This window comes from Pseudidiomarina sp. PP-1MA (genome assembly GCF_041200125.1).
Taxonomy (GTDB): Bacteria; Pseudomonadota; Gammaproteobacteria; order Enterobacterales; family Alteromonadaceae; genus Pseudidiomarina; species Pseudidiomarina fusca.
In genome coordinates, this window is the sequence record NZ_CP165718.1 from 1,021,241 (window position 1) to 1,047,050 (window position 25,810).

26 protein-coding genes are annotated in these 25,810 nt (G+C 49.2%); 14 read left to right on the forward strand and 12 right to left on the reverse strand.

Annotation, left to right across the window (positions count from 1 at the left end):
* Nucleotides 1-3: 3 nt before the first annotated feature.
* Together AB8S08_RS04790 and AB8S08_RS04795 are read right to left on the reverse strand one after the other, a co-directional pair.
* Nucleotides 4-1,056 carry a helix-turn-helix domain-containing protein gene (locus tag AB8S08_RS04790; protein ID WP_369743893.1) on the reverse strand — a complete coding sequence of 351 codons (1,053 nt, stop codon included), beginning with the start codon at nucleotides 1,054-1,056 and terminating at the stop codon, nucleotides 4-6.
* Nucleotides 1,037-1,954 carry a GGDEF domain-containing protein gene (locus AB8S08_RS04795; protein ID WP_369743894.1) on the reverse strand — a complete coding sequence of 306 codons (918 nt, stop codon included), beginning with the start codon at nucleotides 1,952-1,954 and terminating at the stop codon, nucleotides 1,037-1,039. Before AB8S08_RS04795 ends, AB8S08_RS04790 begins: the two co-directional genes overlap by 20 nt.
* A 237-nt stretch (nucleotides 1,955-2,191) precedes the next feature.
* On the opposite strand from AB8S08_RS04795, the gene AB8S08_RS04800 reads away from it, so the two are divergent.
* Together AB8S08_RS04800 and AB8S08_RS04805 are read left to right on the forward strand one after the other, a co-directional pair.
* Nucleotides 2,192-4,747 carry a TonB-dependent receptor gene (locus AB8S08_RS04800; protein ID WP_369743896.1) on the forward strand — a complete coding sequence of 852 codons (2,556 nt, stop codon included), beginning with the start codon at nucleotides 2,192-2,194 and terminating at the stop codon, nucleotides 4,745-4,747.
* Nucleotides 4,748-4,764: 17 nt separating this feature from the next.
* Nucleotides 4,765-6,516: a phytase gene (locus tag AB8S08_RS04805; RefSeq protein ID WP_369743898.1), complete on the forward strand. Its 1,752-nt coding sequence runs from the start codon at nucleotides 4,765-4,767 to the stop codon at nucleotides 6,514-6,516.
* A gap of 89 nt (nucleotides 6,517-6,605) precedes the next feature.
* Here the strand turns inward: AB8S08_RS04805 and AB8S08_RS04810 are convergent, their stop codons facing one another.
* Both AB8S08_RS04810 and AB8S08_RS04815 read right to left on the reverse strand, forming a co-directional pair.
* A complete protein-coding gene (locus AB8S08_RS04810; RefSeq protein ID WP_369743900.1) occupies nucleotides 6,606-8,069 on the reverse strand; it encodes a fibronectin type III domain-containing protein in 1,464 nt (487 codons plus the stop codon).
* Nucleotides 8,070-8,195: 126 nt separating this feature from the next.
* The gene (locus AB8S08_RS04815) at nucleotides 8,196-8,582 is read right to left on the reverse strand and encodes a thiol-disulfide oxidoreductase DCC family protein (protein ID WP_369743901.1); all 387 of its coding nucleotides are present in this window, start codon (nucleotides 8,580-8,582) and stop codon (nucleotides 8,196-8,198) included.
* A 202-nt stretch (nucleotides 8,583-8,784) separates the two neighbouring features.
* On the opposite strand from AB8S08_RS04815, the gene AB8S08_RS04820 reads away from it, so the two are divergent.
* From AB8S08_RS04820 to AB8S08_RS04850, 7 genes are read left to right on the forward strand one after another with little or no spacing between them, the layout of a single operon-like run.
* A complete protein-coding gene (locus tag AB8S08_RS04820; protein WP_369743903.1) occupies nucleotides 8,785-9,384 on the forward strand; it encodes a thermostable hemolysin in 600 nt (199 codons plus the stop codon).
* The gene (locus tag AB8S08_RS04825) at nucleotides 9,378-10,844 is read left to right on the forward strand and encodes an AMP-binding protein (RefSeq protein ID WP_369743904.1); all 1,467 of its coding nucleotides are present in this window, start codon (nucleotides 9,378-9,380) and stop codon (nucleotides 10,842-10,844) included. The genes AB8S08_RS04820 and AB8S08_RS04825 overlap by 7 nt, the downstream gene beginning before the upstream one ends.
* Nucleotides 10,841-11,506, forward strand: a complete 666-nt coding sequence (locus AB8S08_RS04830) for a TenA family transcriptional regulator (RefSeq protein WP_369743906.1) — start codon at nucleotides 10,841-10,843, stop codon at nucleotides 11,504-11,506. Before AB8S08_RS04825 ends, AB8S08_RS04830 begins: the two co-directional genes overlap by 4 nt.
* Nucleotides 11,507-12,313 (forward strand): SDR family oxidoreductase, encoded by an 807-nt coding sequence (locus tag AB8S08_RS04835; RefSeq protein ID WP_369743907.1) that lies wholly within the window; start codon nucleotides 11,507-11,509, stop codon nucleotides 12,311-12,313.
* Complete coding sequence (locus AB8S08_RS04840; protein ID WP_369743909.1) at nucleotides 12,310-12,993, forward strand: hypothetical protein; 684 nt, start codon at nucleotides 12,310-12,312, stop codon at nucleotides 12,991-12,993. The genes AB8S08_RS04835 and AB8S08_RS04840 overlap by 4 nt, the downstream gene beginning before the upstream one ends.
* 1 nt (nucleotide 12,994) lies before the next feature.
* Nucleotides 12,995-13,672, forward strand: a complete 678-nt coding sequence (locus tag AB8S08_RS04845; protein WP_369743911.1) for a response regulator — start codon at nucleotides 12,995-12,997, stop codon at nucleotides 13,670-13,672.
* Nucleotides 13,673-15,031, forward strand: a complete 1,359-nt coding sequence (locus AB8S08_RS04850; protein WP_369743912.1) for a histidine kinase dimerization/phospho-acceptor domain-containing protein — start codon at nucleotides 13,673-13,675, stop codon at nucleotides 15,029-15,031.
* Here AB8S08_RS04850 and AB8S08_RS04855 read toward each other — a convergent pair.
* Nucleotides 15,028-17,025 (reverse strand): LTA synthase family protein, encoded by a 1,998-nt coding sequence (locus AB8S08_RS04855; RefSeq protein WP_369743913.1) that lies wholly within the window; start codon nucleotides 17,023-17,025, stop codon nucleotides 15,028-15,030. The genes AB8S08_RS04850 and AB8S08_RS04855 overlap by 4 nt on opposite strands.
* Nucleotides 17,026-17,161: 136 nt before the next feature.
* Between AB8S08_RS04855 and AB8S08_RS04860 the strand changes: the two genes are divergently transcribed.
* Nucleotides 17,162-17,533, forward strand: coding sequence for a diacylglycerol kinase (locus AB8S08_RS04860; RefSeq protein ID WP_110076326.1), 372 nt, complete (start codon nucleotides 17,162-17,164; stop codon nucleotides 17,531-17,533).
* Here the strand turns inward: AB8S08_RS04860 and trxC are convergent.
* On the reverse strand, nucleotides 17,530-17,958 hold the full coding sequence (gene trxC / locus AB8S08_RS04865; protein ID WP_369743915.1) for a thioredoxin TrxC: 429 nt from the start codon (nucleotides 17,956-17,958) through the stop codon (nucleotides 17,530-17,532). The two genes, AB8S08_RS04860 and trxC, sit on opposite strands and share 4 nt — an antisense overlap.
* 170 nt (nucleotides 17,959-18,128) lie before the next feature.
* Nucleotides 18,129-18,338, reverse strand: coding sequence for a cold-shock protein (locus tag AB8S08_RS04870; protein ID WP_369743917.1), 210 nt, complete (start codon nucleotides 18,336-18,338; stop codon nucleotides 18,129-18,131).
* A gap of 473 nt (nucleotides 18,339-18,811) precedes the next feature.
* Between AB8S08_RS04870 and AB8S08_RS04875 the strand changes: the two genes are divergently transcribed.
* Nucleotides 18,812-20,302: a SulP family inorganic anion transporter gene (locus tag AB8S08_RS04875; protein ID WP_369743918.1), complete on the forward strand. Its 1,491-nt coding sequence runs from the start codon at nucleotides 18,812-18,814 to the stop codon at nucleotides 20,300-20,302.
* A 185-nt stretch (nucleotides 20,303-20,487) separates the two neighbouring features.
* Here AB8S08_RS04875 and AB8S08_RS04880 read toward each other — a convergent pair whose 3' ends face one another.
* Both AB8S08_RS04880 and arsB read right to left on the reverse strand, forming a co-directional pair.
* Nucleotides 20,488-21,153 (reverse strand): NADPH-dependent FMN reductase, encoded by a 666-nt coding sequence (locus AB8S08_RS04880; protein WP_369743919.1) that lies wholly within the window; start codon nucleotides 21,151-21,153, stop codon nucleotides 20,488-20,490.
* An 87-nt stretch (nucleotides 21,154-21,240) separates the two neighbouring features.
* A complete protein-coding gene (gene arsB / locus AB8S08_RS04885; protein WP_369743921.1) occupies nucleotides 21,241-22,254 on the reverse strand; it encodes an ACR3 family arsenite efflux transporter in 1,014 nt (337 codons plus the stop codon).
* A gap of 167 nt (nucleotides 22,255-22,421) precedes the next feature.
* Here arsB and AB8S08_RS04890 point away from each other — a divergent pair, with 167 nt between their 5' ends.
* Nucleotides 22,422-23,483 carry a helix-turn-helix transcriptional regulator gene (locus AB8S08_RS04890; protein WP_369743922.1) on the forward strand — a complete coding sequence of 354 codons (1,062 nt, stop codon included), beginning with the start codon at nucleotides 22,422-22,424 and terminating at the stop codon, nucleotides 23,481-23,483.
* On the opposite strand, the gene AB8S08_RS04895 is transcribed toward AB8S08_RS04890, so the two are convergent.
* A complete protein-coding gene (locus AB8S08_RS04895) occupies nucleotides 23,484-23,834 on the reverse strand; it encodes a DNA-binding protein (protein WP_369743923.1) in 351 nt (116 codons plus the stop codon).
* Entirely contained in the window at nucleotides 23,815-24,156 is a 342-nt protein-coding gene (locus AB8S08_RS04900) for a type II toxin-antitoxin system RelE/ParE family toxin (RefSeq protein ID WP_110076331.1), read from the reverse strand. The genes AB8S08_RS04895 and AB8S08_RS04900 overlap by 20 nt, the downstream gene beginning before the upstream one ends.
* Nucleotides 24,157-24,386: 230 nt before the next feature.
* Here AB8S08_RS04900 and AB8S08_RS04905 point away from each other — a divergent pair, with 230 nt between their 5' ends.
* Together AB8S08_RS04905 and AB8S08_RS04910 are read left to right on the forward strand one after the other, a co-directional pair.
* Complete coding sequence (locus AB8S08_RS04905; protein ID WP_369743925.1) at nucleotides 24,387-24,836, forward strand: hypothetical protein; 450 nt, start codon at nucleotides 24,387-24,389, stop codon at nucleotides 24,834-24,836.
* Nucleotides 24,829-25,401, forward strand: a complete 573-nt coding sequence (locus AB8S08_RS04910) for an opioid growth factor receptor-related protein (RefSeq protein ID WP_369743927.1) — start codon at nucleotides 24,829-24,831, stop codon at nucleotides 25,399-25,401. Before AB8S08_RS04905 ends, AB8S08_RS04910 begins: the two co-directional genes overlap by 8 nt.
* On the opposite strand, the gene AB8S08_RS04915 is transcribed toward AB8S08_RS04910, so the two are convergent.
* On the reverse strand, nucleotides 25,402-25,638 hold the full coding sequence (locus AB8S08_RS04915) for a hypothetical protein (protein WP_369743928.1): 237 nt from the start codon (nucleotides 25,636-25,638) through the stop codon (nucleotides 25,402-25,404). It lies immediately after the preceding gene.
* Nucleotides 25,639-25,810: the final 172 nt, after the last annotated feature.

Consider the following 25,810-nt stretch of genomic DNA (forward strand, 5'->3'; position numbering starts at 1 on the left):
TCGTCAGGTAAAAAGCGGCTGTAAATTGGCCCGGATATGATCGGGACAGACGCCCAGCCAGCGCTTGCAAGCACGCCTGAAATTATTGGGGTTAGCGTAGCCAAGCAACTGGGCTAGCTCGGTATTGTTATAGGGGTGTTGCTGCAGCAACTGCAACAAGCGTAATTGGCGGATACTATCAACGCAGCTTTGGTAATGACTACCATGGTGCGCTAAAGCTCGTTTTAACGAGGATACACTGAGATTGCAGTGCTGCGCTAACAGCTCAATAGAAACCACCTGTTGTTGACTGATACGAACTAACAGCCAGCGCAACACCTGTTCTAACAGCGACTGGTAACGGGCGTGCTGATGTTGCAGCTGGCAGAAAGATAGGGCTTGTGCTAGTGCTGGCTGCAGCTCAGCTACACGGGGCTGAGCTTGGGATAGCTGCTGCCAGGGTAGGTGCAACGTTAGCAGTGGCCCCGCATGAATCGATCCCAACCATTTATGCCAAGCGCTGGGGAGTGCCACCTCGGCTGCCAAGGGCCAACTCATGTGCCATTCGGCCACCGCCACTTGGTGGGCTCTGGCCAAATTAATCAACACCCCAACAGCTAATAGTTGCGGCGCCGCCAGCCCTCCTAGGCGCGGTAACAGTCGCTCTCCTAGTCGCGGTAATAGCGTTAGCTTGAGGTAGTCGCCATGGCGCTCGGTTAAGGCAAACTCAAGCGGTAGCAGCAAACTCTGATAACGTTTTAGCCAGTATAAAGCCTGCCCCCAAGTAGGAGCATTGGTGACGGCCGTCACCAGCGGGCTGTAACTTTGTTGAATAAGGTCTTCGCTTAACAACTGCCATAGTTCTGAATTGGGTAGTGCGTGTTGTGCGTTCTGTAACAATTGCCACCAATCTAGTGGGCTTACGCGTAAATTACTGGCCGGTAGAGTCTGTTTAGCGAGCGACGTTTTGCGTACCAACTGGGGTGGTAAAACGCCACGTCGTTGCGCTAATGGCAGCAAGCTGTGCAGCAGCGGATTAACTAATAATCGAGGTTGATTAACTGCGTGCCATACCATGACAATACTCGTTGGTGACGCTTAATTTGGCAGCTGCGGCTTGCGGTATCACTTTGGCCGCTAACTGCACTTTAAGTAGGGGCAGGCTTTTGTTCAATTCACGGTGTAAATGGGGCAGGGTGGTGTCCAACCAACGTCGTGCCGCAGTTGTGTTGAAGTGAGGTAAGATCAACATAAACCTGTCATTATTGTCCCGGCACACAGTGTCTTGCGGACGACTAAACAATAATAAGAGGTCAGCAAGCTCACGTAAAATGAGATCGCCGCGTGCCGCTCCGTATTGGTGATTTAAGCGCGCAAATCCGACAATATTTAACTCAACTAAACACAAAGGATGGCGCTGAAGCTCAGCTAATGCCAGTTCACGCTGTAAAGCTACCTGAAAATAAGGCCGGGTATAAAGCAGGGTGAGCGGGTCGAGCCAGTTATGTTCGCGTAAATGATGTTCACGCAAGTGCAGTTGGCGTTGGATAATCTGACTTTCGCGAAACCAATTGATAGCGGCTAGGCCAATCACTACAAAGCCGAGCGGCATGGGCAACGACTCGAGCCAGCTCATTAATCGTAGCTCTTCGGGATAAGCAAAGAACTCGTCTAGCACATCTAAACTCATGGAAGCCGTGAGTAATAACCCGCCGATGAAAATCAATTGAGTTACTCGCCCAGACGGTCGTGCGCTAAGCACTAAGGTAAGCACCATCAGGATAATCAGCAGGCTTGAGCCCTCACCGAGTAAATCAATCAGGTCGACCCTAGCTAGCCCTTTTAAGTCACCTAAAGAGCTTGCCAACAACAAACAGAGGAGATTGGTCAAGGCTAACCAAGCAAACAGCCGATAGCGTTGTAGGCTGGATTGAATGGATGTTGGTGCCAAGGATTGCGACATAAATTGCAGCATGGTTGATAACCTAAAGGTTGGCTTGCCGGTGAGCTAATGTGGCCAAGCTTAACCAGCCTTGTTTACATAGATGTGACAAGCGCTGCGGCTACTGACCCAAAAAGACCCCATCCAAACAGCTCATTCCATCCTTGCTAAGCGCATCAGTTTGTCATAGCAGCCACTTATAGTAACCGGCAGTTACGACTGTTCACCAGTCACTCACCCTAGGAATTAACCATAAGGAAAGTTACTGCTATGAAACCATCTTATCTAGCTTGGCTGATCGCTGCAGCCTGCGGTCTACCAGTCGCAGCACCTGTGTTGGCACAGCAAACTCCGGTCACGACCACCAGCACCGAACAAACCGCACCTGAAGCTACCGACGACATCGAAGAGGTGTTAACGATAGGTAGTCGCGAGGCGTTGCAAAAAGCTGTGCAGCAGCAGCGCGATGCAGGCGGTATCATCAACGTCGTGAAAAAAGACGATATGGGTAAGCTGCAGGATGATAGCGTTAGTGATGCCTTGCAACGTATTCCTGGTTTGTCGGTAGAGCGCGACCAAGGTGAGGGACGTTTTATTCGGATCCGTGGTTTAGCTCCAGATTTAAACTCAGTTTCTTACAACGGCACCCAGCTAGCAGCACCTGAAGCAGGACGTCGAGCCGTTGCCCTCGATGTTATACCGAGTGACTTGTTAGAATCGATTGAGGTGAATAAAACTCTCACCCCCGACATGGCTGCTGGCAGTTTGGGCGGTAACATCGAGCTAAAAAGTATGACAGCTTTTGATCGTGACGGTGCTTTCTACTCTGTCACCACAGATCTTGGCTACAACCAGCAAGCCAGTGAGACCAATCCGAAGGTTTCTGGTGTTTGGAGTAATACCTTTGGTTTAGGCCAACAAGACAAGGTGTTTGGGGTTGCGTTAGCGGCCAGTTACCATGACCGTTCATTTACCACCGATAACGTTGAAACTGGCGGAAACTGGGACCTCGATGAAGCTGGTTTAGAAGAGTTTGAGCAACGTGCCTATGCGGTCAATAGAGAGCGCACCGGCTTAGCGTTGAATTTAGATTTTCGGCCTACAGCAGATGGTGACTATTACTTGCGTAGTTTATACAGCGAGTTTGCTGACACCGAGATTCGCCAAGGACGTATCGTTGAATTTGCAGACCCAATGCAAGCGGGTGTTGCTGGCGCCGGTGAAATAGTACGAGAGCTGAAAGATCGTAAAGAAACCCAAGAGATCACTGCTGTGGTGGTGGGTACGGAACAACGTGTTGGCGATTGGACCCTGCAACTTGAAGGCGGCACCAGCAAAGCCAGCGAAGTGCAACCCTTTGCTATCGGTGGCGCTCAGTTCAAACAAGAATTTGCCGATGGCCTCAGCTATCAAGGCAGTGAACGACTCTCTCTACAAGGCCCGGCAGCTATTAATGCAACGGCCGGCTATGAGTTAGATGAAGTTGAAGTAAGCGATGCTGACACCGAAGAAACCGAAAACAATGTCAAACTTGATGTGGCTTACAACTGGTTGCAACCCAGCTATCAAGTGACCTTTAAGGGCGGAGTTAAGCTGAGTCAGCGCGAAAAAACTGCGCGTGAAGATATTTTTATCTTTGAAGACTTTGCTGATTTAGGAGTAAGCGGCCTAAGCCTAGCTGACTATGCTGGTGCTGACGTTGATTACGGGCTAGATAATTTTGGCCCAGGCATTAGTGCAGCAGCACTGTGGCAGATGCTAGAGCCACTTGCCATGCAAGACTTTAGAGACGACGTAGAATCTGCGATTTCTAGCTACGCCATTGATGAAGATATCTCCGCCGGTTACCTGATGGCAGATATTCAGGGCGATGCATGGCAAGTGATTGTCGGTTCGCGCTATGAATACGATGAGCGGGTTGCACGCGGCAACAGTTACAACGATGAGTCGGGTGAATTTGATGCCTTAACCGCAAGCTACAGCAATGCCCGCTGGCTACCTAGCTTAGTCACTCGCTATGATCTAAGTGATGCCACCGTTGCTCGGTTTGCCTACAGCAGTGGTATGGTGCGCCCAAGCTTTGAGCAAATACGCCCAAGCTACTACTTAGAAAATGATGATGGCGACTTAAAAGCTGAATTTGGTAACCCAGATCTAGAGCCTTTAACCTCGGCTAACCTTGATTTAGGCATTGAGCATTACGATGAAAATCTCGGTGTGATGTCAGCTATTTTGTTCTACAAAGATATCAAAAACTTCGTCTACGAGGCCGATGTGGCGGGGCGCCCAGGATTTGAAAACTTTGACGAAGCGATCACTTATATCAATGGTGATGATGCCTGGGTTTACGGGTTGGAACTCAACTTAGTGCATCAGTTCTCGGGCTATCAAAACTGGCTTGATAACTTTTTAATCAATACCAACTTAACCTTCACCGACTCAGAAGCAACCGTAGATTGGTTGGCTGACGGCAGCTTGATGACGCGCGATATCCCGCTACCTAGCCAATCGGATACCACCGCCAACATTGCGCTGGGCTATGAAACCATGGACCTTAGCTTACGCTTAGCAGCCAACTACAAATCTAAGTACTTATTAGAGCTAGGTGACATCGAAGACAGCCGCTACGATATTTATGAAGACGACAACGTTACCGTCGACTTCTCCGCTAAGTATCTCGTTAATGAGCATGTGAGTTTGTCGTTCGCGGCAAATAATATCACCAACGAAAGCTATTACGTGTACACCGGACAACGCCGTTACAACGCCCAATACGAAACCTACGGACGTAGCTTTACCCTTGGCCTGCAGATTACAAACTGGTGATAACGATGTCTTATACGATGAACAAATTAACCTTAGCTTTGACCCTATGGCTGGCCGGTAGCAGCGGACTCCAGGCACAAGCCTTGCCAGAGCAGGTATCACAATTACCCTTAAAACGTAGCCATGCACTAGGCTCAGAGCAACAGTTGTGGGGCGCCATGGATGGCGATACCCAACAATTGCACTTGTGGCGACAAACCCCTGCGGCACGCTCACCAGCAGACGCGCAACTGGTGTGGCAAGGCGAGGTGACCACCCGCGTGGTTGAGGATATCTGCTTCTATCAAAGCGAACAAAATGGGCAACTTTCAGTTTTCTTGATAGGGGGGCGTGGTGGCGCTGAACAATGGCTGTTGCGGCAAGATCAACACTGGTTATCAACGCCCATGGTGCTGCGTGAATTTAGTGTGCCCTATGATGCCACTGCGTGCGCCTTGCATGAGAATCAGCTCTTAATAGCAGAAGGCGATCAAGCTATCTGGGCCTATCATGCAGAGCCAGAGGCGGATCAAGGACGCGATTTAATTGCCGCCAAATATCCTTTTGGCGCTATTAAGGGCGAGCTAAAAGCACTGGAAGTACTGGCCGACGGTCGCTTGCTAGCGCTAGAAGAAGCACCACCGCGATTGCTTGAATACCGAGTTACAGAAACCGGGTATCAGCTCACGCAAACTTATCCCATAGATAAGTTTGAGGAGTTACAGGATATTCGGGTTCTAGCTAACGGTAAACTGTTGGTAAGCAATGAAGACACGGGTGCTAGTACCCAACTGAGCTTGACCAAGCCTGCCCAAGCGCAACCACCGCGAGCAACTAAAGCGCAGATTGCCCAGGTCGCGGCAGGGTTACAAACCACACCAGCGAGTCGCCGCGGCGATGCGATTGATGATCCAGCAGTATGGGTGCATCCGCTGCAGCCACAACTGAGTCGAATTGTGGCCACAGATAAGCGGATCGGCTTGATGGTGTACGATATGCAGGGGCAACTGGTGCAAGAGTTACTGGTGGGGCGTTTGAATAATGTCGACCTTCGTGGGCAGCTCGCGGCCGCCTCGTTACGCAACGACAATAGCATTCAACTGTTTGATATCTCAGATGACGGTGAGTTTAGTGTCGCAGCTAACATCGCCACCGATCTGAATGAGATTTATGGTTTATGCATGGGCTATAACGCGGCTGATAACACTACTTCGGTGTACGTTAATAGCAAGTCTGGCCGAATTCAGCACTACCAAGTGCAGCCACATCAGCAAGGTTGGCGTGCCAGCTTGGTGCGAACCATGCAGGTGCCCACCCAACCAGAGGGCTGTGTGGTGGATGACCAAACCCAGCGTCTTTTTGTCGGCGAAGAAGACCACGCCGTATGGCTGTTTGACGCTGCTGCAACAGCTGGCACAACGGGGCAAAGGATTATCCAAGTAGACCAACATCCCGAGCTGGTCGATGATATTGAGGGGCTCGCCTTCACCTATCATGATGGGCAGCCGCTGTTGTTTGTGTCTAGCCAAGGCAATGATAGCTATCTGGTATTTGAAGGGCAGGCGCCATGGCGCATGTTAAGCCAATTTCGGATCCGCGCCAACGTAGAACTCGGTATCGATGGAGCCTCTGAAACGGATGGTATTGAAGTGACCTCGTTATCCCTTGGCGAGGGCTTTAAAGAGGGCGCCTTTTTAGTTCAAGACGGGCGTAATTGGCAGCCAGAAGCGGGACAAAACCTCAAGTTAGTGCCGCTTCAAGAGATCCTGAAATTAGTGACGCAACCTTAAGGTATGTCCTTAAGTTACTGTCCTTAAGTTACTGGCGCCGAAAACCCCAGCTTTGCGTTTCATGCAGGGCTGGGGTTTTTATTTCACGGTTATTGAGCTGCTGCTGGGGCGTGAATTAAATCTGTGCCATTCCAACAGCGATGAGGTTTAGGTTTGTTTGGGTTGCTACAACGACGCTCAGCCGTGGCTGGCTGAAGGTCTTCAACCTGTTTACCCGCAGCGGTTTTATGTAAGACAAACGCATCATAGAGCTCACCAGTAGCAGTAAAGGCTTGATATTTCACCCGGTCTTGATGAAATTCTAAGGTTTGAAATAGCTGGGTATCTTCGCCTAGACGGTCCATTGTGGCCTGCGCCTGCTCACTCACCAAATACATTTTCGGCCCAGCTACAGACACAGCATAAACCGGCCCTTGGCTATCCGTAGCGGTAGCTGAGGCAGCTTGATGGTCACGGCCGTAGGTATGATCATGGCCTTGCAGGACCAGATCAACTTGGTATTTATCATAAAGAGGCTGCCAATACTTACGCAGGGGTGGATTGTCACGGCCCATCGAGACTGAATGCATCGGATGATGATGAAAAACCACCGTCCAGCGGTTTGGGTTATTGGCTAACACCTGCTCTAGCCATTGTGCTTGCACTTGTGCCAATTGCTCTGATTGCAACGCCTCGGTAGAGTCTAGCGCGATATAGCGAACGCCCTGCACATCACTGTAGTAAACGGTGTCGGACAAAGCTTCTGGACCATTTCCGGCAACCTCATAATGCGCCACCCAATGCGGCAGCAAATAACGGATAGGTTGATCATCGTCACTACTGAACTCATGATTACCGGCCGCTGGTAATTGATAAATCGAACCCGCCATCCAACTGGTGGCAGCAAACCATTCGGCCCATTCATCATCATGAACTCCATCGCGCGAATTGACCAAATCACCTGCGTACAGCATCACTTTAGCCCGTGGTGCGGTTAACAGTGCTTCGCGTACGGTTCTTGCGTAATGGGAAAGCACCGCATTTTGAGCATCACCAAAATAGAGTGCGGTATAAGGCTTAAAGTCTGCCGCTGGGGTTTTAAACTGATGCCAACTACTCCAAGTGTTCAGTCCCTTAACCCGATAAGCATAGAGGGTATCAGGCTGCAACTGGCTGAGTTGCACCCGATGATGATGGGCCTCGCCATTGGGGCTATTGAGCTTTATTGAGCGGCCTATCAGTTGCTTGGCCTGCGTATGCAATCCTGGTGACGGCGTTGCCACAGCGAGTTGCAACAAAGATTCGGTAACTGAACTGTTGGTACGCCAAGTTACTTGAGCTGAACTACTAGCAGCAGCGCCCGGCAATAAGGTAATACGCTCAGGATAAGGGCTCACTTGGTAACGCGGCTGGTCGCTTAACACCAGCGTGTTCGCTGCAGTCACTGCTTGCGCTGGCGATGCTTCGGCAGCAACCGAATTTGGCCCAGCACTGCAGCCAAGTAGCGCACTCCCAGCAAGTACTAAGCCGCTAGCCCAAGCCACAGGCGACAACAGAAATTGAGATGGCAACATAAGAGGTCCTTGTAGTGATGTTAGTGACAGGTGTATCACTACAAGATAACAACGATGGGTTACTAGCGGCTGACAGAAAGCCTCATGAATGAGCTGAAAAGAGTGGGTTAACTAGCAGTTCTTGGTTTATTCATCTAAAGAACATTGCAAGCAGCGCTCACGTCCCGTAATTAAACGCGAAATACCATTGCGATTACGAGCAAAAAATAAGTAGCCACGATCTGCCAGCCAGCGGATCAACGGCCAGCGTAATGCGGCTGTCAGCCAACCACGACCCACCGCCGACCACGCGGCATGAGTCACATCCAAACCGTACAACATGGTGCCATCAGATTGTTGACCGTGCAAAATGCGGTTAGCTTCAGCTACTTCGATATGAGGAAAGCGCTCGGCGAAATCTGTGGCCCAAATATTTTCAAACTGCAATCGTTGCTGTTTATCTTTGCGTTTAAGGTGGCGCATTTCGTTCACACACAGTGGGCAACCGCCATCATAAAATAAGATCAAAGCCATACTGACTACTCCGCTTTATCATTGGGCTATAGGTTACGTCCGTTAAATAAGTTACGTAAATAAGCGTTAAAAGATCGTTTTTTGGGGCCTTGCACTGAACTTTATTGCGCACCTTTATGACACATTGCTGCTGAGCATCTTAAGCCTTTCTTAAGCTTCACCAACTAATCTAGCCATCAGCTGCTACAAGCAATGGAGATCGATGATGTTGTCTCAATTTATTTTACCTAACCACCCTAAACGCAACCAGGTCGAACGGTTTATTTGCGACCGCTATTGGCTTCACTTTCAGGCCTGTTTAGAACGGCTACCACCCCTGTTGCTAGCTTTGTTTGAAGACGAAGAGGTGGTTGCGGCCTGTGCTATTCAGTTAGCAGAACAGGGCCCGATGTTCTCTGAATATTATTTACCAACAGCCGCACAAAATTGCGTAACGACAAGGGTTGCAGCCACAGTCTCGCGACAACAACTCGCAGAGATAGGCTCTTTAGCAGTGGCTGATGGCCGTTATCTTACGCCACTTTTCTCTGCGGTTTATCAAGCTGCTACAGCGCTTAACAAAAGCTACCTACTGTTTACCGTAACGCGGTTTTTGCAGCTTAAGTTACAGCGCCTGGGTATCCAAACCCAGCCGCTAGGTTTAGCTCATGAGCAGCAACTGCCGAGCACATTACAGGGCCTCTGGGGTAACTATTACCAACAGCAACCGCAGGTGATTTTAGTGGCTGTAAACCAAGGCTGGCCGCTAGCAACTCAAGTGCTGGCCACCGCGCCGCACAGTAGCGAGGCAATATCATGCTAATGCAACCGCAATTGCTGAACCTGATACCTTTGATGGTACGCTTGCAACAGCATGCGCAACAACAGCCACATCAGCTTGCCCTGCAAGACCACCAGCGCAGTCTTACCTACGCTGAGTTGTATCATGAGGTAAGCCAGCTTAGTCTGCAATTCTGTCAAATGACATCACCGCGGATTGCTATACAGCTTGATAACTCGGTGCAATGGGTGGTGACGGATCTGGCCATCTTGGCCGCCAATGCGGTGCAGCCGACCGTGGCTATTCCTATCCCAAGCTTTTTCAGCGCCCAACAGCAGCAACAAGTTTTGCTTGATAGTGGCGCTAACCTGTTGATTGATGCTGCTGGTATGCAGCAGTTACCGGTAGCGCAGCCCGCACCGCCGTTACCGCTAGGCACCGTCAAGGTCACCTATACCTCAGGTAGCACAGGCACCCCCAAAGGGGTCTGTTTGAGCGCCCAAAATATTCAGACCACGTTGGTGGCGTTAGATCAGCGCTTAGGAGAGCTAGCTGTGCGTAAGCATCTAAGTTTAATGCCACTGGCGGTGCTGTTGGAAAACCTTGCGGGTGTGTATCTAAGTTTATGGCGCGGCTATCAAGTGCAGTTACAACCCGGGGCAAAGCTTGGTTTGCATGGTGCACATGAACTGCAGCTTAGCTCATTTTTTCAAGCGTTGAATCAGCTACAACCTCATAGTCTGATCGTCACCCCGGGGTTAGTCAAAGCGCTGGTTTATGGGGTGCAGCAGCAGTACCTCAAATTGCCTAACTTGCAACTGGTTGCGGTGGGCGGAGCGCGCTTGCTACCCGAGTTAGAACGGCAAGCGTTAGCTCTGAAAATCCCCTTGGTGCAAGGCTATGGGCTATCAGAATTTGGTTCGGTGGTGTGTTTTAACGACCCCACAACAAGCACAGCTACGGACCAAGTCGGCACCGTGGGCAAGCCCTTAGATCATGCCACAGTCTGGTTAGAGCAAGGCGAAGTGGTGGTTTCTGGCAACGCCATGTTGGGGTATCTCCATGATCCCAGTAGTTGGTATCCAACCAGCATTCGCACCGGCGATTGGGGCGAGTTTGATGAGCACGGCCGGCTGCTGATAAAAGGTCGCAAAAAGCACATCATTGTTACCGAGTTTGGTCGAAATCTCGACCCTGAATGGGTAGAAGCAGAGCTGACCGAGCAGCCGGAAATTTATCAAGCCGCCGTGTTTGGCAGTGAAACCTTACCCCTAACCGGCATTATCGTGGCAGCAGCCGAGGTCAGTGATAGCGCCATCAATGCCGCCATCGCTAAAGTGAATCAAAGTTTACCTGACTATGCTCGGCTGCATGCTTGGCACCGAGCAGACTCAGCATTCTCAATCAACAATGCGCAGTTGACCGGTACCGGACGTCTACGCCGGGCTGAAATTGCCAAGGTCTACGCCCACTACTTATCCTCAGAGAGGTTATTCGTATGAGTTTTTTCAATACCTTAGTAACGGCTACAGCAGACGAGCAAAACTATTTACTCAGCGCCCCGGTGATCACACAAGCACTGCAGGGTGAGATCAGCTTACCGCTGTATCAAGCCTTTTTGCAGCAAGCCTACCATCACGTGAAATACACCACGCCACTGCTGATGCGGGCGGGTAGCGCCATCAGCCATCAACAAGAATGGCTGCGACAAGCGCTGATCGATTACATCAACGAAGAATACGGTCACGAGCAATGGATCCTCAACGACTTAGCAGCGACCGGTGTCGACCCAGAGTCGGTGCAGAACAGCCAACCTCATGCCAGTACTGCGGCTATGGTGGCGGTGGTGCATGGCAATATTGATTTGCTCCATCCGACTGCCTTTTTTGGCATGGCCCATGTACTTGAAGGCACTAGTGTAAAACTAGCAAGCCAAGCAGCAGGTACCATTCAACAGCAATTGGCCTTACCTGATCGTGCTTTTAGTTACTTAAATTCACATGGTTCGTTAGATCTCGAACATGTGCAGTTCTTTGCCCAATTGATGGATAAAGTGACTGATCCTGTAGCGCAAGCGGCCATTATCACCACCGCCAAGCAAGTGTATCGATTGTACGGCGATATGTTCCGTGCTCTGCCTGAGCTGGCGCAGAGGAGTGTGTAGATGGCGACGTTTTCGTGGACTAACCAGCATGTGCTGTTGACTGGTGCCGCCGGTGGGTTAGGGCGTTGTATCGCGCAACAACTTACCGCGGCCGGAGCCAAGGTATTGTTGGTGGGGCGCAATAGCAGCAGCCTCGAAGCCTTGGCGCAGCAGCTACAGCAATCTTATTTGCAAGCAGACATCACCACCTCGGCAGGACAACAAGCATTACTTGATTACGTGTTGCATTGGCGCACCACGCAGATGCCTGTTACTGGCCTGATCAACAATGCCGGGATCAATCACGCGGGCTTGTTCAGCCAGCAATCGACGACAGCTATCGCTGAGGTGATACAAACCAATCTGATGGCACCCATGCAATTAAGTGCGCTGATACTGCCGTATCTGCCCCATCAGCGGGGCTGGCTAATGAACCTAGGTTCGGTGTTTGGCAGCATCGGCTTTCCTGGGCAAACCCTCTATTGTGCGAGCAAGTTTGGCTTGCGTGGCTTCACCGAAGCACTGCAACGCGAACTACCCACGCAGCAAATAACGGTGATGTACTGCGCTCCACGGGCTATCGATACCAACTTCAACAGCCCGCTTACGGTGGCGATGAACCAAGCCTGCGGTAGCACCGCGGATGCGCCGGAATGGGTGGCTCGCAAAGTCCTGCAACAAATTGCCCGCGGTAAATCGAAGCAGGTGCTGGGCTGGCCCGAGCGATTTTTTGCCTGGCTTAATGGCTTTATCCCAAGTTTGGTGGCGAAATCCATGCGCTCACCAAGACAACATCTTTATCGGTTAACGAAGGAGTTATCGAAATGAAACTATCTACTTACTCAGTTGTTGCCCTGACCCTGTTAGCACTACCAGCAGCAGCCATCGCCACGAATACGGAGACACCGGCGTCGACCATGGTGGCGCCTAGTCAACAAAGTCGTTTAAGTGACATTCAACAACGCTGGGCCGAAGTTAATTACCGCCTTACAGACGAAGCCCAGCAGCAGGGTTTTGAGCAACTACTAGCTGATGTACAAGCCTGGGTAGCGGCTCAGCCACAAAGCGCTGAAGCCCATATTTGGCAAGGTATTGTGCAAAGCACTTATGCTGGAGCCAAAGGTGGGTTAGGTGCTCTGAGCCTGGCCAAAGCCGCTCGCAACAGCCTAGAGCAAGCGTTAGCGCTACAACCCGATGCCCTGCAAGGTTCGGCTTATGCTAGTTTAGGCACGCTCTACTTTAAAGTACCGGGCTGGCCACTAGGCTTTGGCGATGACGATAAGGCCAAGCAATTACTTGAAAAAGCGTTAGAATTAAACCCAGATGGGATTGACCCTAACTATTTTTACGCTGATTATTTGTTTGACCAAGAGGACTATCAACAGGCGCTTAGGTACACCGAGCTGGCTTTAGCGGCAGCACCGCGCCCAGAACGTCCTTTAGCCGATGCCGAACGCCGTAAAGAGGTGCAGGCATTACGCCAGCGGATTCAAGAAAAAGTGAGATAGGATGCACATTCTACTGGTAGAAGATGATGCGATGTTAGGCCAAGCGGTAGCGCTTGGCCTTAACGATCGTGGCTTTAATGTGGCTTGGGTGCAAACGGGAGCAGCCGCTATTAGTGCGCTACAACACCATGCCTATCAGGCGATGATTCTCGATTTAGGTTTACCTGATCTGGAAGGCTCGCGCGTGCTGATCAATTGTCGCAAACGTGGACTACGGTTACCGATTCTGATCTTAACCGCACGCGATAACAGTCATGAAATTGTCCAGCAGCTGGACAACGGCGCTGATGATTATCTCACCAAGCCCTTTGATCTCAATGAATTAGGAGCGCGTTTACGTGCTTTGATCCGACGCCAACAAGGGCATACGTCGGCCACACTCAGCCTAGGCGAGCTGCAACTCAACACCGAAACCCGAGTGGTGCAGCTACAGCAACAACCGATTAGTTTATCGCGGCGCGAGTTTGAGCTGTTAAAAGCGCTGATTTTACAGCCAGGTCGGGTTCACAGTCGTGACCAACTAGAAGCCTCGCTGTTTGACCAAGACACAGATATCGAAAGTAATGCGCTTGAGGTTCATGTGTCAAATCTACGCAAAAAGCTCGGTAATAAAGAGTGGATAGAAACAATTCGCGGCATTGGATACCGACTAAAACAGCCGGGCCAGGGGGCTCAATAAATGCGTTCATTTACCGATGCTTTGACCAGCCTGTTAGGTAAATCAACATCCATTCGGCGGCGTATCCTCATTGCCGTATCCGCCGTTTACTTGCTCTGCTCGGGCATCACAGTTAGCTGGATTTACCTTGAAGTACGGCACGAAGTAGACGAATTGTTTGACGCCGAAATGATTCAACAAGCTAAAACCCTTGCGGTGATTGTGGCCGAACCAGCCCGCTTGCAACTAACCACGAGCAAAGCGCAGAGCCTGGTAGTTCCTTCGTTACAGCAGCACAGTTATGAAGACCGAATCGCTTATCGCATTGAGGCGCTTGATGGCAGTTGGCAGGTGCTAACCGAAGGGGTACCCGATGCAGCCGCAGTGCCATTTCAGACCGGCTTTACCACCTATCAAGGTGAGCAGTTTTGGCATGTGTTTGGGATGTTAACCGCGGATGGCCAAAGTCGAATTCTGCTACTGCAAGAGGATGAGTTCAGAGCCGAATTACGCAGTGATTTAGCCATCGACACGATTTTCCCGGTGCTGTTGCTGTTACCACTCATGCTGTGGCTGGGTTGGCTTGCGATTCATCGGGGCTTTAAAAGCTTTGCCCGCTTAGCGCAGCAACTCAGGCTCCGTAGTAATAATAATTATGCGCCATTTCCGTTAGCCGATGAAGGCGAAGAAGTGGATCTGGTGAAGCGCTCTTTAAACCATTACTTAGCGCGCATTGAGCAAAGCTTTGCTCGCGAAAAGCGGTTTTCTGCTGATGCAGCGCATGAACTAAGAACCCCGCTAGCGGCCCTCAAAGTGCGCTTACAACGCCTACAAGAGCGCCCGCCAAGCAATTTCCAACAAGAGATCACCGAGCTGCTAGAAAGCACTAATCGCATCATTAATTTAGTAGAAAGCTTGCTGACCTTAGCCAAAGTCGAAGGGCAGTTGGAGCTCACCGACACCTGTGATCTGGCCAAAGTTTGGCGCCAAGTCTTGGCTGATAATTATGCCCGTATTGAGGCAAAACAGCTGAACACAGAGCTCAATTTAGTGGCATCTTGCAAGCGTGCCGGAGCGGCGAGTTATTGGTACCTGTTGTGCAACAACCTGCTAGATAACGCGATAAAGTATGCACCTGCCCAAAGCAGCATCCAGTTAACCCTAGAGCAGCACCAGATGCTTCTTTGTAACCCAGTAGACAGCCAGCACCAGCTTGATATAACGCGATTAACCGAACGTTTTTATCGTGGCAAACAACTGCATGTACAAGGGGCTGGCTTAGGCTTAAGTATCGTGGCTCATTTAGCCACGCAATTGCAGGTAGAGCCGGAATTTAATTACCACGATCAACGCTTTTGCGTGCAGCTCTACCTGCGTTAGTGGGTTAGTTCCTGGCTGATGTTAGGCTCTGGCAGCCGGTATAATCGTTGCTGATAAAGCACCGAAGGTAAGGCAGCGAAAGCCCTAATACGCTGCTCTTGCGTTTCAATAAGTGGCATTGCAAGTGGTGTAAGCTGCTTGCTAATTGGGTCGTACTGATATCTAAACTCCTGTTGATCCGCTCCCAAAACGGTCAACTGTTGGTGCTCTAGCCAACCGAAATAATCACCAAACTGCATCATCGCCCGATTTGCTGGAGGTTGCGCCGCACTTAAATCTTGGCCAACTGCAGGGATAAATCCCGACAAACCAGCAAGCGAAATCAGGGTCGGTAAAAGATCGATTTGGCTAGCGATATGAGGGATAGTCTTGGGGCTTAAATCAGCTCCAAGAATGACCCCAGGAATATGAAATTTACTCACAGGAATAAGGTCATCTCCGTAAACTCGGGTATCGTGATCTGCCACCACTAAGAACAGTGTATTGTGCCAATAATCACTGGCCATAGCTTGTGCAAAAAATTTACCTAAGGCGTGATCAGCGTAACGAACAGCATTATTGAGGCTATGAACAGGTTGCTCTACGGGAGTAATAGCATCAGCGGGATACTCAAATGGCTCGTGATTAGAACTACTAAAGGCCAGCACAAAATAGGGCTGCTCAGTATCATCACGCTGCATGAGTTGTTGGTGTAAACGATCCAATAAGTCTTCGTCAGATACCCCCCAGCTCCCTTCAAATTTAGGCTCAGTAAAAGCTCGCTGGTCGACAATAGAAGCGAAGCCATTACCACTAAAAAAGCTAGCCATGTTGTCGAAGTGAGCTTCACCACCATACAAGAACTCCGTGTGATAGTGCTGCTGCCGCAACAAACTGGCTAAGGTGAAAAAATCTCGTTGTGAGTGAGTTAATTTTACCGTCGAGCGAGCACGGGTAGGTAAGAAGCCAGCAACAACAGCTTCAATACCACGAACCGAACGAATACCAGTCGCATAAAGTTGCTCAAACCACCATCCATGTTGTTTCAATTGTTCAAGATTTGGCGTTAACGACTGGCCGTTCACGGTTTTACCGCCGAGTGACGGGACAAAAGTTGCTCCTAAGCTTTCTTCTAAAATAATGACTATATTCAGAGGTTTATCACGCTGAATGCTAGCAGGCTGATAATGTAAGGTGGGTAATTTAGGATGGCTAAATTGATAATTTTTAAGATAGGGCTCGGTTTTTACTACTGCAAAAATATCTGCATCTGAAAGTTGACTATAACCTCGGTTAGCTTGGCTCTCATGTTTCAAATTATAGAGAGCATACAGTAACGTATAGCCTGAACTTAAATGTAAGCTATTGATAAGTGGATCTGCCGTGGTGGCGAAAAAAGCCGGATTAGCGGGACGATGAGACCAAGTGGAGCGCACTCCTATCAGCGCCACTGCGAGTGCTAACGGAAGTATGAGAGCGATTTGCCAACGGGATGCCGTATGACTGGGTTGACGTAGTTGATATTGGCTGACACGAAATAAACCCCAGCCTAAGGCGATTGATGCCACGATGGAGAGGATTAACCAGCCCCGAAACCCATGCCAAAGGGTAGCAAATACTTCTGCTGGATAAGCCAAATATTCAAAGAAAAGGCGGTTAGGGCGGGTATCGTATTGGGCGATGAAGGCAGGTGTTGCTAGTTCCATAAACAGCATAAAAAAGCTAAAAAGCGTGAGCAGCCATACACTAAAGCGCTGCCACGCTTGCTGTGCATGGGCTAGTAGGAAGATAGGTAACACCAACAGCACCAGTAAAGCGCCATAGCCAAGCATAATGAAATCAGCACGTACGCCACTCAGTAAATAATGACTCAGTTGGGTAGCTGCCGATGCTCGCTCGTGATACAGATACCAGTACGCCAGTCTAAAAGCACCCAGTAAAACTAAATTTATCCCATAAAAATAGACGAGTGGACGCAACACCATCAATGCGAGGGGGAGTTTTAACGTCTGCATGGTAAGCCTTACTATCTAGCTAAAAACATTGCTTTCTAGATTATTTTTGTTGGCTTAAGGCAAGCTTAAGAAAAAACAGATAAGCTTACTTACACAATTGAGCAACCATTCATTCACGTGCGGGTACCCGTGGCTTATGAAATCAAATAAAACAGGCATCGCAAGAATTATTCACGCCACTTTTAATTCACTTCGTGGCATTAAAATGGCGTGGCGCTATGAAGCTGCGTTTCGGCAAGACTTGCTATTAGCTACGGTATTAGTGGTCATTGCAGTTAGCTTAGAAATAACCTTGAGCGAACGCTTATTGCTGATTCTCACGGTCTTTATTTTACTGATTACTGAGCTCTTAAATTCAGCGGTAGAAGCCGTCGTTGACAGAGTGGGGGCGGAGTTTCATGAGCTCAGCGGCCGCGCGAAAGATATCGCGTCGGCTGCTGTGTTTTTTGCGTTAGTATTGATGGCCGTAGTATGGGGCAGTGTCTTATTCGCTGTCGCTGGTTTTTAAAGATGCTGATTTAACCATTGAGTTAATTGGGTTGGCCCCATGGCACCTGCTTGGCGTGCAACTTCTTGACCATTCTTAATCAACATCAAGGTAGGAATACTACGAATCATAAAATGCTGAGCTAGATGAGGCTCGGTTTCGGTACTGATTTTCACAAATCTGGCTTGATTGGCATATTGCTTAGCTACTTGCGCAAATACCGGCGCAAATTGCTGGCAGGGGCCGCACCAACTGGCCCAAAAATCTACCACCAAGGGTAAGTCACTGTCGCGGTGGGCCCGAAACTGATCGGCGTTTACGGCAAAGGCCTCGCCGTTAAACAGGGGGGCTTTACAGGCGCCGCATTTCGCCTCGGCTCGCGGCTTATCGTTAGCGACGCGATTCTTTTTATGGCAACTAGGGCAGGCAGCAATGATGGTGCTCATAGGTCACGGCTCCTTATTGTTTAGAATTTACTAAAGTATCATGATGAACAATATGGAGTGAAGGAGTGGATAAATCAAGTTGCTTGTTGAAAAAGCTTAAAGGTGCGCGACAGGCATAAAAAAGAGCGACTAGGTCGCTCTTTTTTATTTAAATCAACGTTAACTTATGATTATAAGGCAACGATGTTTTCAGCTTGTGGGCCTTTAGGACCTTGAGTGATCGTGAACGATACACGTTGGCCTTCGGCTAAAGTTTTGAAACCGGTGCTAGCAATGGCGCTAAAGTGAGCAAATACGTCTGCACCACCTTGTTGCTCAATAAAACCAAAACCTTTTGCTTCGTTAAACCACTTTACGGTACCAGTTACTGTATTAGACATAATATTAATCCTGAAATTTAAAAATTTACTGCCATAGCAAAATGCTATGAACAGAGTCATGCGGGTAAAAAAATGGAAATTTAAAACTACAGGACGAAGATTTACTGCTAATAATGCTACGTAGAGGAGATTTAACTTGCTGTTTCTTAACCAACGCCGTCTACTCTACGCTTATTCTCACACAAGTCAAAGGTTATTTTCTGGGCAAGCCTGGATGACTCGCCTGACCTCGCGGTTTTGCGTTCATAAGTTGATAGGGTTATAATCCGCGCCCAAATCCGCGCCCAAGCACACAACCAATAACGACTTACGGAGACTCAAGGGTTTGTCTAACCTTACGCCGCCATAGCGCCCAACCAAGCGCAAGTATCCTAGGTTGCATTTAAACTTAAATGCAGCTCACTTCTGTACGCTAGAACTAGCCTTGATTTTTTAATTAATAAGCAAATTAACTCAAAAGCGAAACTCTATATATGCTCAAAACCATTCAGAACCAGTGGTTTTCAAATATCCGTGGCGATTTGTTAGCGGGTATTGTGGTTGCTCTAGCTCTTATTCCCGAGGCTATTGCCTTTTCTATCATCGCCGGTGTGGACCCTAAAATTGGTCTTTATGCCTCTTTTTGTATCGCGGTAATCATCGCCTTTACCGGAGGGCGTCCAGGCATGATCTCAGCCGCAACGGGCGCGATGGCGTTATTGATGGTGACCCTAGTACGCGACCACGGACTGGAATATTTATTAGCCGCAACCTTATTAACCGGGGTGTTGCAGATTGGGGCAGGCTACTTAAAGCTCGGTTCGTTGATGCGGTTTGTGTCGCGTTCGGTGGTAACCGGCTTTGTTAACGCGCTAGCAATTTTGATTTTTATGGCGCAACTACCTGAATTAACCAACGTAACTTGGCATGTGTATGCCATGACTGCGGCAGGCTTAGGTATCATCTATCTATTCCCGTACGTACCTGTGATCGGCAAAATGCTGCCATCGCCGCTGGTTTGTATCATCTCGTTAACGCTGGTCGCCATCTTCTGGAACATCGATATTCGCACCGTAGGCGATATGGGCGACTTACCCGATACCTTACCTATTTTCTTGTGGCCGGATGTACCACTTAACCTAGAAACGTTGGCGATTATCTTGCCTTATTCAGCCGGACTAGCCGCGGTAGGTTTATTAGAATCGTTAATGACAGCGACTATTGTTGACGACCTAACCGATACTCCCAGCGACAAAAACCGTGAATGTAAAGGCCAAGGCATTGCCAATATCGGGGCTGGCTTGATGGGCGGTATGGCCGGTTGTGCGATGATTGGGCAGTCGGTGATAAACGTAAAGTCTGGCGGGCGGACGCGCTTATCTACCCTCACCGCAGGGGTATTCTTAATGGTGCTGATCTTAGTGCTGGACGAGTGGCTCACGCAAATCCCGATGGCGGCCCTAGTTGCAGTGATGATCATGGTATCTATCGGTACTTTCAGTTGGGATTCTATTCGCAACCTCAAAAAACACCCGTTATCTACCAACATTGTGATGGTCACCACGGTGATCGTGGTGGTGGCGACTCATAACCTTGCTATTGGTGTGGGCGTTGGTGTGTTACTAGCCGCCATGTTCTTTGCCAACAAGATCGGCCACTTCATGGATGTATCCTCAAGCATCAACACCGCCGGCACCGAGCGTGTTTATCAGGTGGTGGGTCAAGTATTTTTCTCCTCGGCCGACAAATTCATCAATTCGTTTGATTTTAAAGAAGCCATTGATAAGGTTGTGATTGACCTCACCAAAGCGCATTTCTGGGACATAACCGCAGTAGGTGCGCTCGACAAAGTGGTGATTAAATTCCGTCGCGAAGGCGCCGAAGTTGAAGTACGAGGCCTAAGCGAAGCCAGTGCCACCATCGTCGACCGCTTTGGCGTGCACGATAAACCCGACGCCGCTGATAGCATTATGGGCGGCCATTAAAACAATAATAAGGGGAAACTGATGTCATACGTGATTAGCTGTATTGATGGTGCCTCGCGCAACACCGCGGTAAGTGACTATTCGGCTTGGGCTGCCAAACAATTAGCGGCTCCGGCCCCAGCTCCGTAGGTGGGGCCGCACGGCAATTAGCACGGCAAATAGCTAGGCGCATAGAGCACGATGCTTTAATTTGGCGCATTGCGTTGCGACGGTGCCGTTCGAAAGTCTTTGACTAGTTTTCGCGGATCACATGCTTTGCGTTGTTTACGAGTAGCTTCCATCCACCACCATAACTGATTCAGCGTCCGACCCAGGTAAGTTTGCCAACTAGCTTTGTCAGCCACCTGATTAGCGAATTCGCCAGACTCGTTGAATACCTCTTGCGCTTTAGGTAAATGAATCATTGCCGACACCGGTAAACAACCGAGTTCAGCTAAGAAGTTGCGCATATTTACTGCGGCGCGAGCACCACCCCATTGGCCAGCTGAATAAGTAACAATGGCACTTGGCTTGTACGAAAAGCGAGATGCGCCGAAATGATTCAATAGGTGAGCGAGTGCAGGGCTCATTGAATGATTGTATTCGGGGCTGACCATAATATAACCATCAGCGTCACTGATTTTCTCGGCAAGTTCCGACAGTTGTTGTGGGGCGTCTTTCTGATGGTAAGAAAAGTGAGGTTTGAATACGCCGCTAAGATCGTAATCTAAAGGGTCGATGATCTGAGAAGTAACCCCTTGCATGTGCTCCTCAATATATTTTTGGCAAGCCAGCGCAACGCGATGACCTAATCGTGCGGGTTGCGGCGGGGTGCTATCACGAACGCTACCTAAGAATATTAATAGTTTCATCTTATGGGTCCTTTTGTGTTGATCTCACGACGTTACTGAATGAGTCGATTATCATCTCACCATCTTCTTTGTAGACAGCCCTTTTCTTCAAAACCAGTGGCGGGTGCGGTTGGCGAACCATACCAATGAGAGCATCACTGGTACTTCAACCAGCACGCCAACCACGGTTGCCAAAGCCGCGCCGGAGTGCAGACCGAATAGCGAAATTGCGACCGCTACCGCAAGTTCAAAGAAATTCGAAGTGCCGATTAGGCAGGCGGGCGCGGCAATGTTGTGGCGCAGCTTCATGCGTTTTGCGATAAAATACGTCAGCGCAAAAATGCTGTAGGTTTGTATCAGTAACGGAATGGCAATGAGCACAATGACCTGTGGTTTGGCCAAAATAGTTTCAGCTTGAAACGCAAATAGCAGTACCACGGTGGCTAACAACCCCAAAATTGACCACGGCTTCATGGTTGCCAAAAACTGCGTTAAACGTACGCTATCGCTATTGCCGTCAAGTTTTTTGCGCGTAAGTAATCCAGCCACTAACGGAATAACGACGTACAACACCACCGACAGCAATAGCGTATCCCACGGCACGGTAATGTCGGTCACGCCAAGCAGTAATCCAGCAAGTGGCGCAAAAGCAAAGATCATGATGATGTCGTTTATCGATACCTGCACCAGTGTATAGTTGGCGTCGCCTTTGGTGAGCTGGCTCCACACGAAAACCATTGCAGTGCAGGGTGCAACGCCCAGCAGTATCATGCCGGCTATATATTCAGTCGCCGTTTGAGGGTCTACCCAATCAGCGAAAAATCCTTTGAAAAACAACCAGCCCAACAGCGCCATGGTAAAGGGTTTAATCAGCCAATTCATCACAAGTGTTAGCACCAAACCTTTCGGTTCACGGGCGACATTGCGAATGGAACCGAAGTCAATTTGCACCATCATCGGGTAAATCATTAGCCAAATAAGCACCGCAATAACTAAGTTCACGTGCGCATATTCCAACGCCGCAATGCTGACAAAAATACCCGGTACTAAACTGCCGGCAGCAATGCCGATAATAATGGCAAGCCCCACCCAAACCGATAAATAACGCTCAAATAAGCCCATAGTCACTTTTTCCTGTTAGTAATCTGAGGTTGTCGAACAGCCTTCACCATTAAGCGGAAAATACCAAGGCGGGTCCCATGCCCAAACTCAGCACGTTGCAAGCTTGCAAAGCGTAAGCGATCGTCGCATTATCTTGTAGCAGAAACAACAAGGAATGGGGCGAAGGCATGCCAACTAATAATCAAAAGGGTTCAAGCAAAGAAGGCGCCATCCGGCTGCTACTGCATTTGCAGGCATTGTATCAAGGGCCCAAAACCATCAGCCAACTGATGGAATCCCTCGACGGTCAAGGCGCCGTAAGCAGCAAGGTGCGCCGCAGCGTGCAGCGCGACATGGCAGCGCTAGAAGGCTACTTCGGGGTGTATCGCGACGACGACAACGTCTGGCACATCGACCGTAGCGACTTCGACAAATTGTTTGATATTGAAGACTCGGTGGCACTGGCGCTACTGGTGGCTGAAAAGCAACTGGCACATATCACCCCCAGCCATATCCTAGAGCCACTTAACGGCCTGTTTAAACGCGCTAAAGCCAAACTCAACAACAGCGATACCGCAGCGGCGAACTGGAGCAAGCGGGTGCGTGTGGCACCAGCGTCACACCACCTTAAGCCGCCTAAAATCAATAAGACGATATACCAGCGGCTGATTAACGCAGCCCTCAACCAAGAAGTGCTCAAAGTGGATTATCACAGCCATCAAGGTGACGCCGCCAAGCAATTAACCGTCACCGCCTTGAGTATTTTCTATCGCGGCAGCGTGCCATACCTCATTTGCCGCATGCACAGCAGCGACCCAGCACACCAAGATAAAATTCGACAGCTTCCTTTTTCACGCATCAGTGCGGTAAAACAAACACTGTTTGATGAACCTCGCGTGCAAAACTTCAATCTGGCCGAATATGAAAAGAATGGTGAGTTGGCCTTTCGTTACGGCGAGCCGTTTGAGCTGCACCTAGAAATATTTAATTCAGTGCGTCGCGAAGTAGAAGATTCGCATTTGGGCGACAACCAGAAAATCACACCAATAAAAGGCCACGACACGGTGTTCAACATGACAGTGACAGTGCCATACACACTGAACCTGATTCAGTGGCTACTGGCCCGCGCGCCCTACTTAAAAGTAAAGGCACCGGCTGATTTTCGGCAGAAATTTTACAAAGAAGTGGCGCGTGCCCTGCAGCATGACACCGCCGAGCACGTAGAATTACCGCAAGAGCGGACGTTTTAGTTAAGAGTGAATCATGTCAGCAGCGCGAATACCTTCGCGTTGCTGGCAGGCTTTAAGCAGCGCAAAAAAATTCCGCACGGTAGCGTTACCATTGGGTCCGAGCATGCGGCGCAGACTTGGCTCAAGCATATTGATTTCACTTGCGACATCGCCAAACGCCTGTGTGCCATTCAAATAATCACGTAGCAAGGAATTTCCCACCGCAATGTCCCCCTCAAGATATGACTCCAGAGCCTCCATAAGTAAAGCCTTACGGTATTCAGGGTTTTTGCAAAGCTCCATAACCGTTTCTTTAAATTCGCGTGAGAGTGGCATATTTGCACCTTTTATTTCAGCGTTTGCGATAATCATCTAAGTACCTTTTTGCCAATTCGATCGTTGCTCGTTGCGTCGATTTGTCACTACCGGCTAATAAAATGATTAATTTTGCTCCGTCGAAGCAGTAATAAATTCGATATCCGGGGCCAAAATGTAATCTTTTCTCAAAAATTCCGTGGGCGTTGGTTATTGCCTTACAGTCGCCAAAATTTCCAGATTCCATCTGCACAATGGCTTTGGTGATTTTAGCTTGCGCTCGAACATCTTTGATGTTGAGCAACCACTCTCGAAATGGGCTTCTTCCATCACTGTCGACGAATTCGTGCGCGACTCGTAGAACCGACTCGTTTGGCATTTTCAATTAACAAATTCCTTTTGTTAAAATAATAACGTTTATGTTATTAATCAAGTTGAAATTGATCAAAACTGAATCGACTATAGACTGGATTTAAGATTGGTTTTTAAAAATACGAAATAACCCACATTAAAGCAGGCGACACAAACCGTCATCCCTAGGCTTCACAATGGCATTCGTGGAGAAAAGATTAGTGGATATTACTTAGAATAAGTAACAGGGGATGACAGATGACAACACGCTTATCAACGTGCCAACTGGTGCACTTATTAACACGCATACAGAGTACGCCCTACATCAACTGGATGTCGATGTGGGGTCGGCAAAAACAGTTTGATGAATTGCATGCCGAGCTGGATCGGCGTGGTTACAGCGGCCCAAGGCCAAGCCGACAACTAAAACGCTTACGGGTAGAAGATATCAATCTGGCGTTGTTCAACACCGACCTCATGCATACCTGCTGCGTTGAGAACGACTGCAAAGATGAATACATGCACATTGCCGCGCATGCGTTCAAACTTGCGCAGCAAGGCTTTGCCATGGAGGCCGCGCTCTATCAGGCATTGAGCAGCAGTTTTGACGAAGACATGGTGCGTGGCGAACACATCGAAAACGTCATCGCCTTATTGGTCGGTATGCCGGTGACTGCGGTTGAACTGACCGGTGATACACATGCCTGATACAGCTAGCAACAACCAGCAACGCCTCGAACAGTTGAAGGCTTTTTACACTGCAGGCGCAGCGAATGATCGTGGTTATACGCTGTTCGATTTATGGAGCAAGCCCGACAGCTGGCTGGAGCGCAACCATATGTTTATTCAGTGGATGTTTCCGTTAACCACCGCCAGCGCAGGCAATATGTACGCACCGGTATTAGATGACCCGACCATCAATTTTTTGCGCAACAACGCCAGTGCCCAAGACAATCTCGTACGCAGCTTTGTCCGTTTTTGTGCGCTGTTAGGCCTTAAGGTGATCAATACCGAGCAGGGCCCGCAATTAGCCGTCGGCGATAATTTTGCAGAGCGCAAAACGGATTGGTTTACCTTTGACTCGCACAACAATGCACGCATTACGCGCGTGCTAACTAGCCTAAGCCTACTTGGGCGCGACGACTTAGCGCGGGTGTTGTTCGATGGGTTGCTTGCAGTAATGGCTGATGAGCCTGGTTGTGGGATAGGAGAATATGCAGTGGAGCGCTGGCGGGCTGCTATGGGGAATGTTGCAGATAGGCTTAACCGATAGTTATTTTTTATAAGGGGTACTTAGTTCGCCAACAAATAACTCATCCTGCGTTTGATTAAAAATGGCAATGCAGTTACCTAATTTAATATGCCTGGCAATATCAGAGTCAGTTCTACACGCATAAACGTCTTGTTTACACTCGCTGCAATAACGCTTGTTTGCATTTCCTGACTCGGCTAGCGATTCCCAAGTTTTCGTGCATTTAAACTTAATGATGCAATTTTGAATTTCAGCCATAGCGATTCCTTTTGAAGCAATTTAAATAAAGTTATAGCGGATCACGTTTTCGTATTGCAACCACTAGAGTGTTTGAGATTAACTCAGTTCGAAAATGAACGAAACTCTGTCTGCGACATAAATAGTCGCAGCTATTTGATAGGGAGTGTGAGTTGAAAAACGCCGTCAGGGT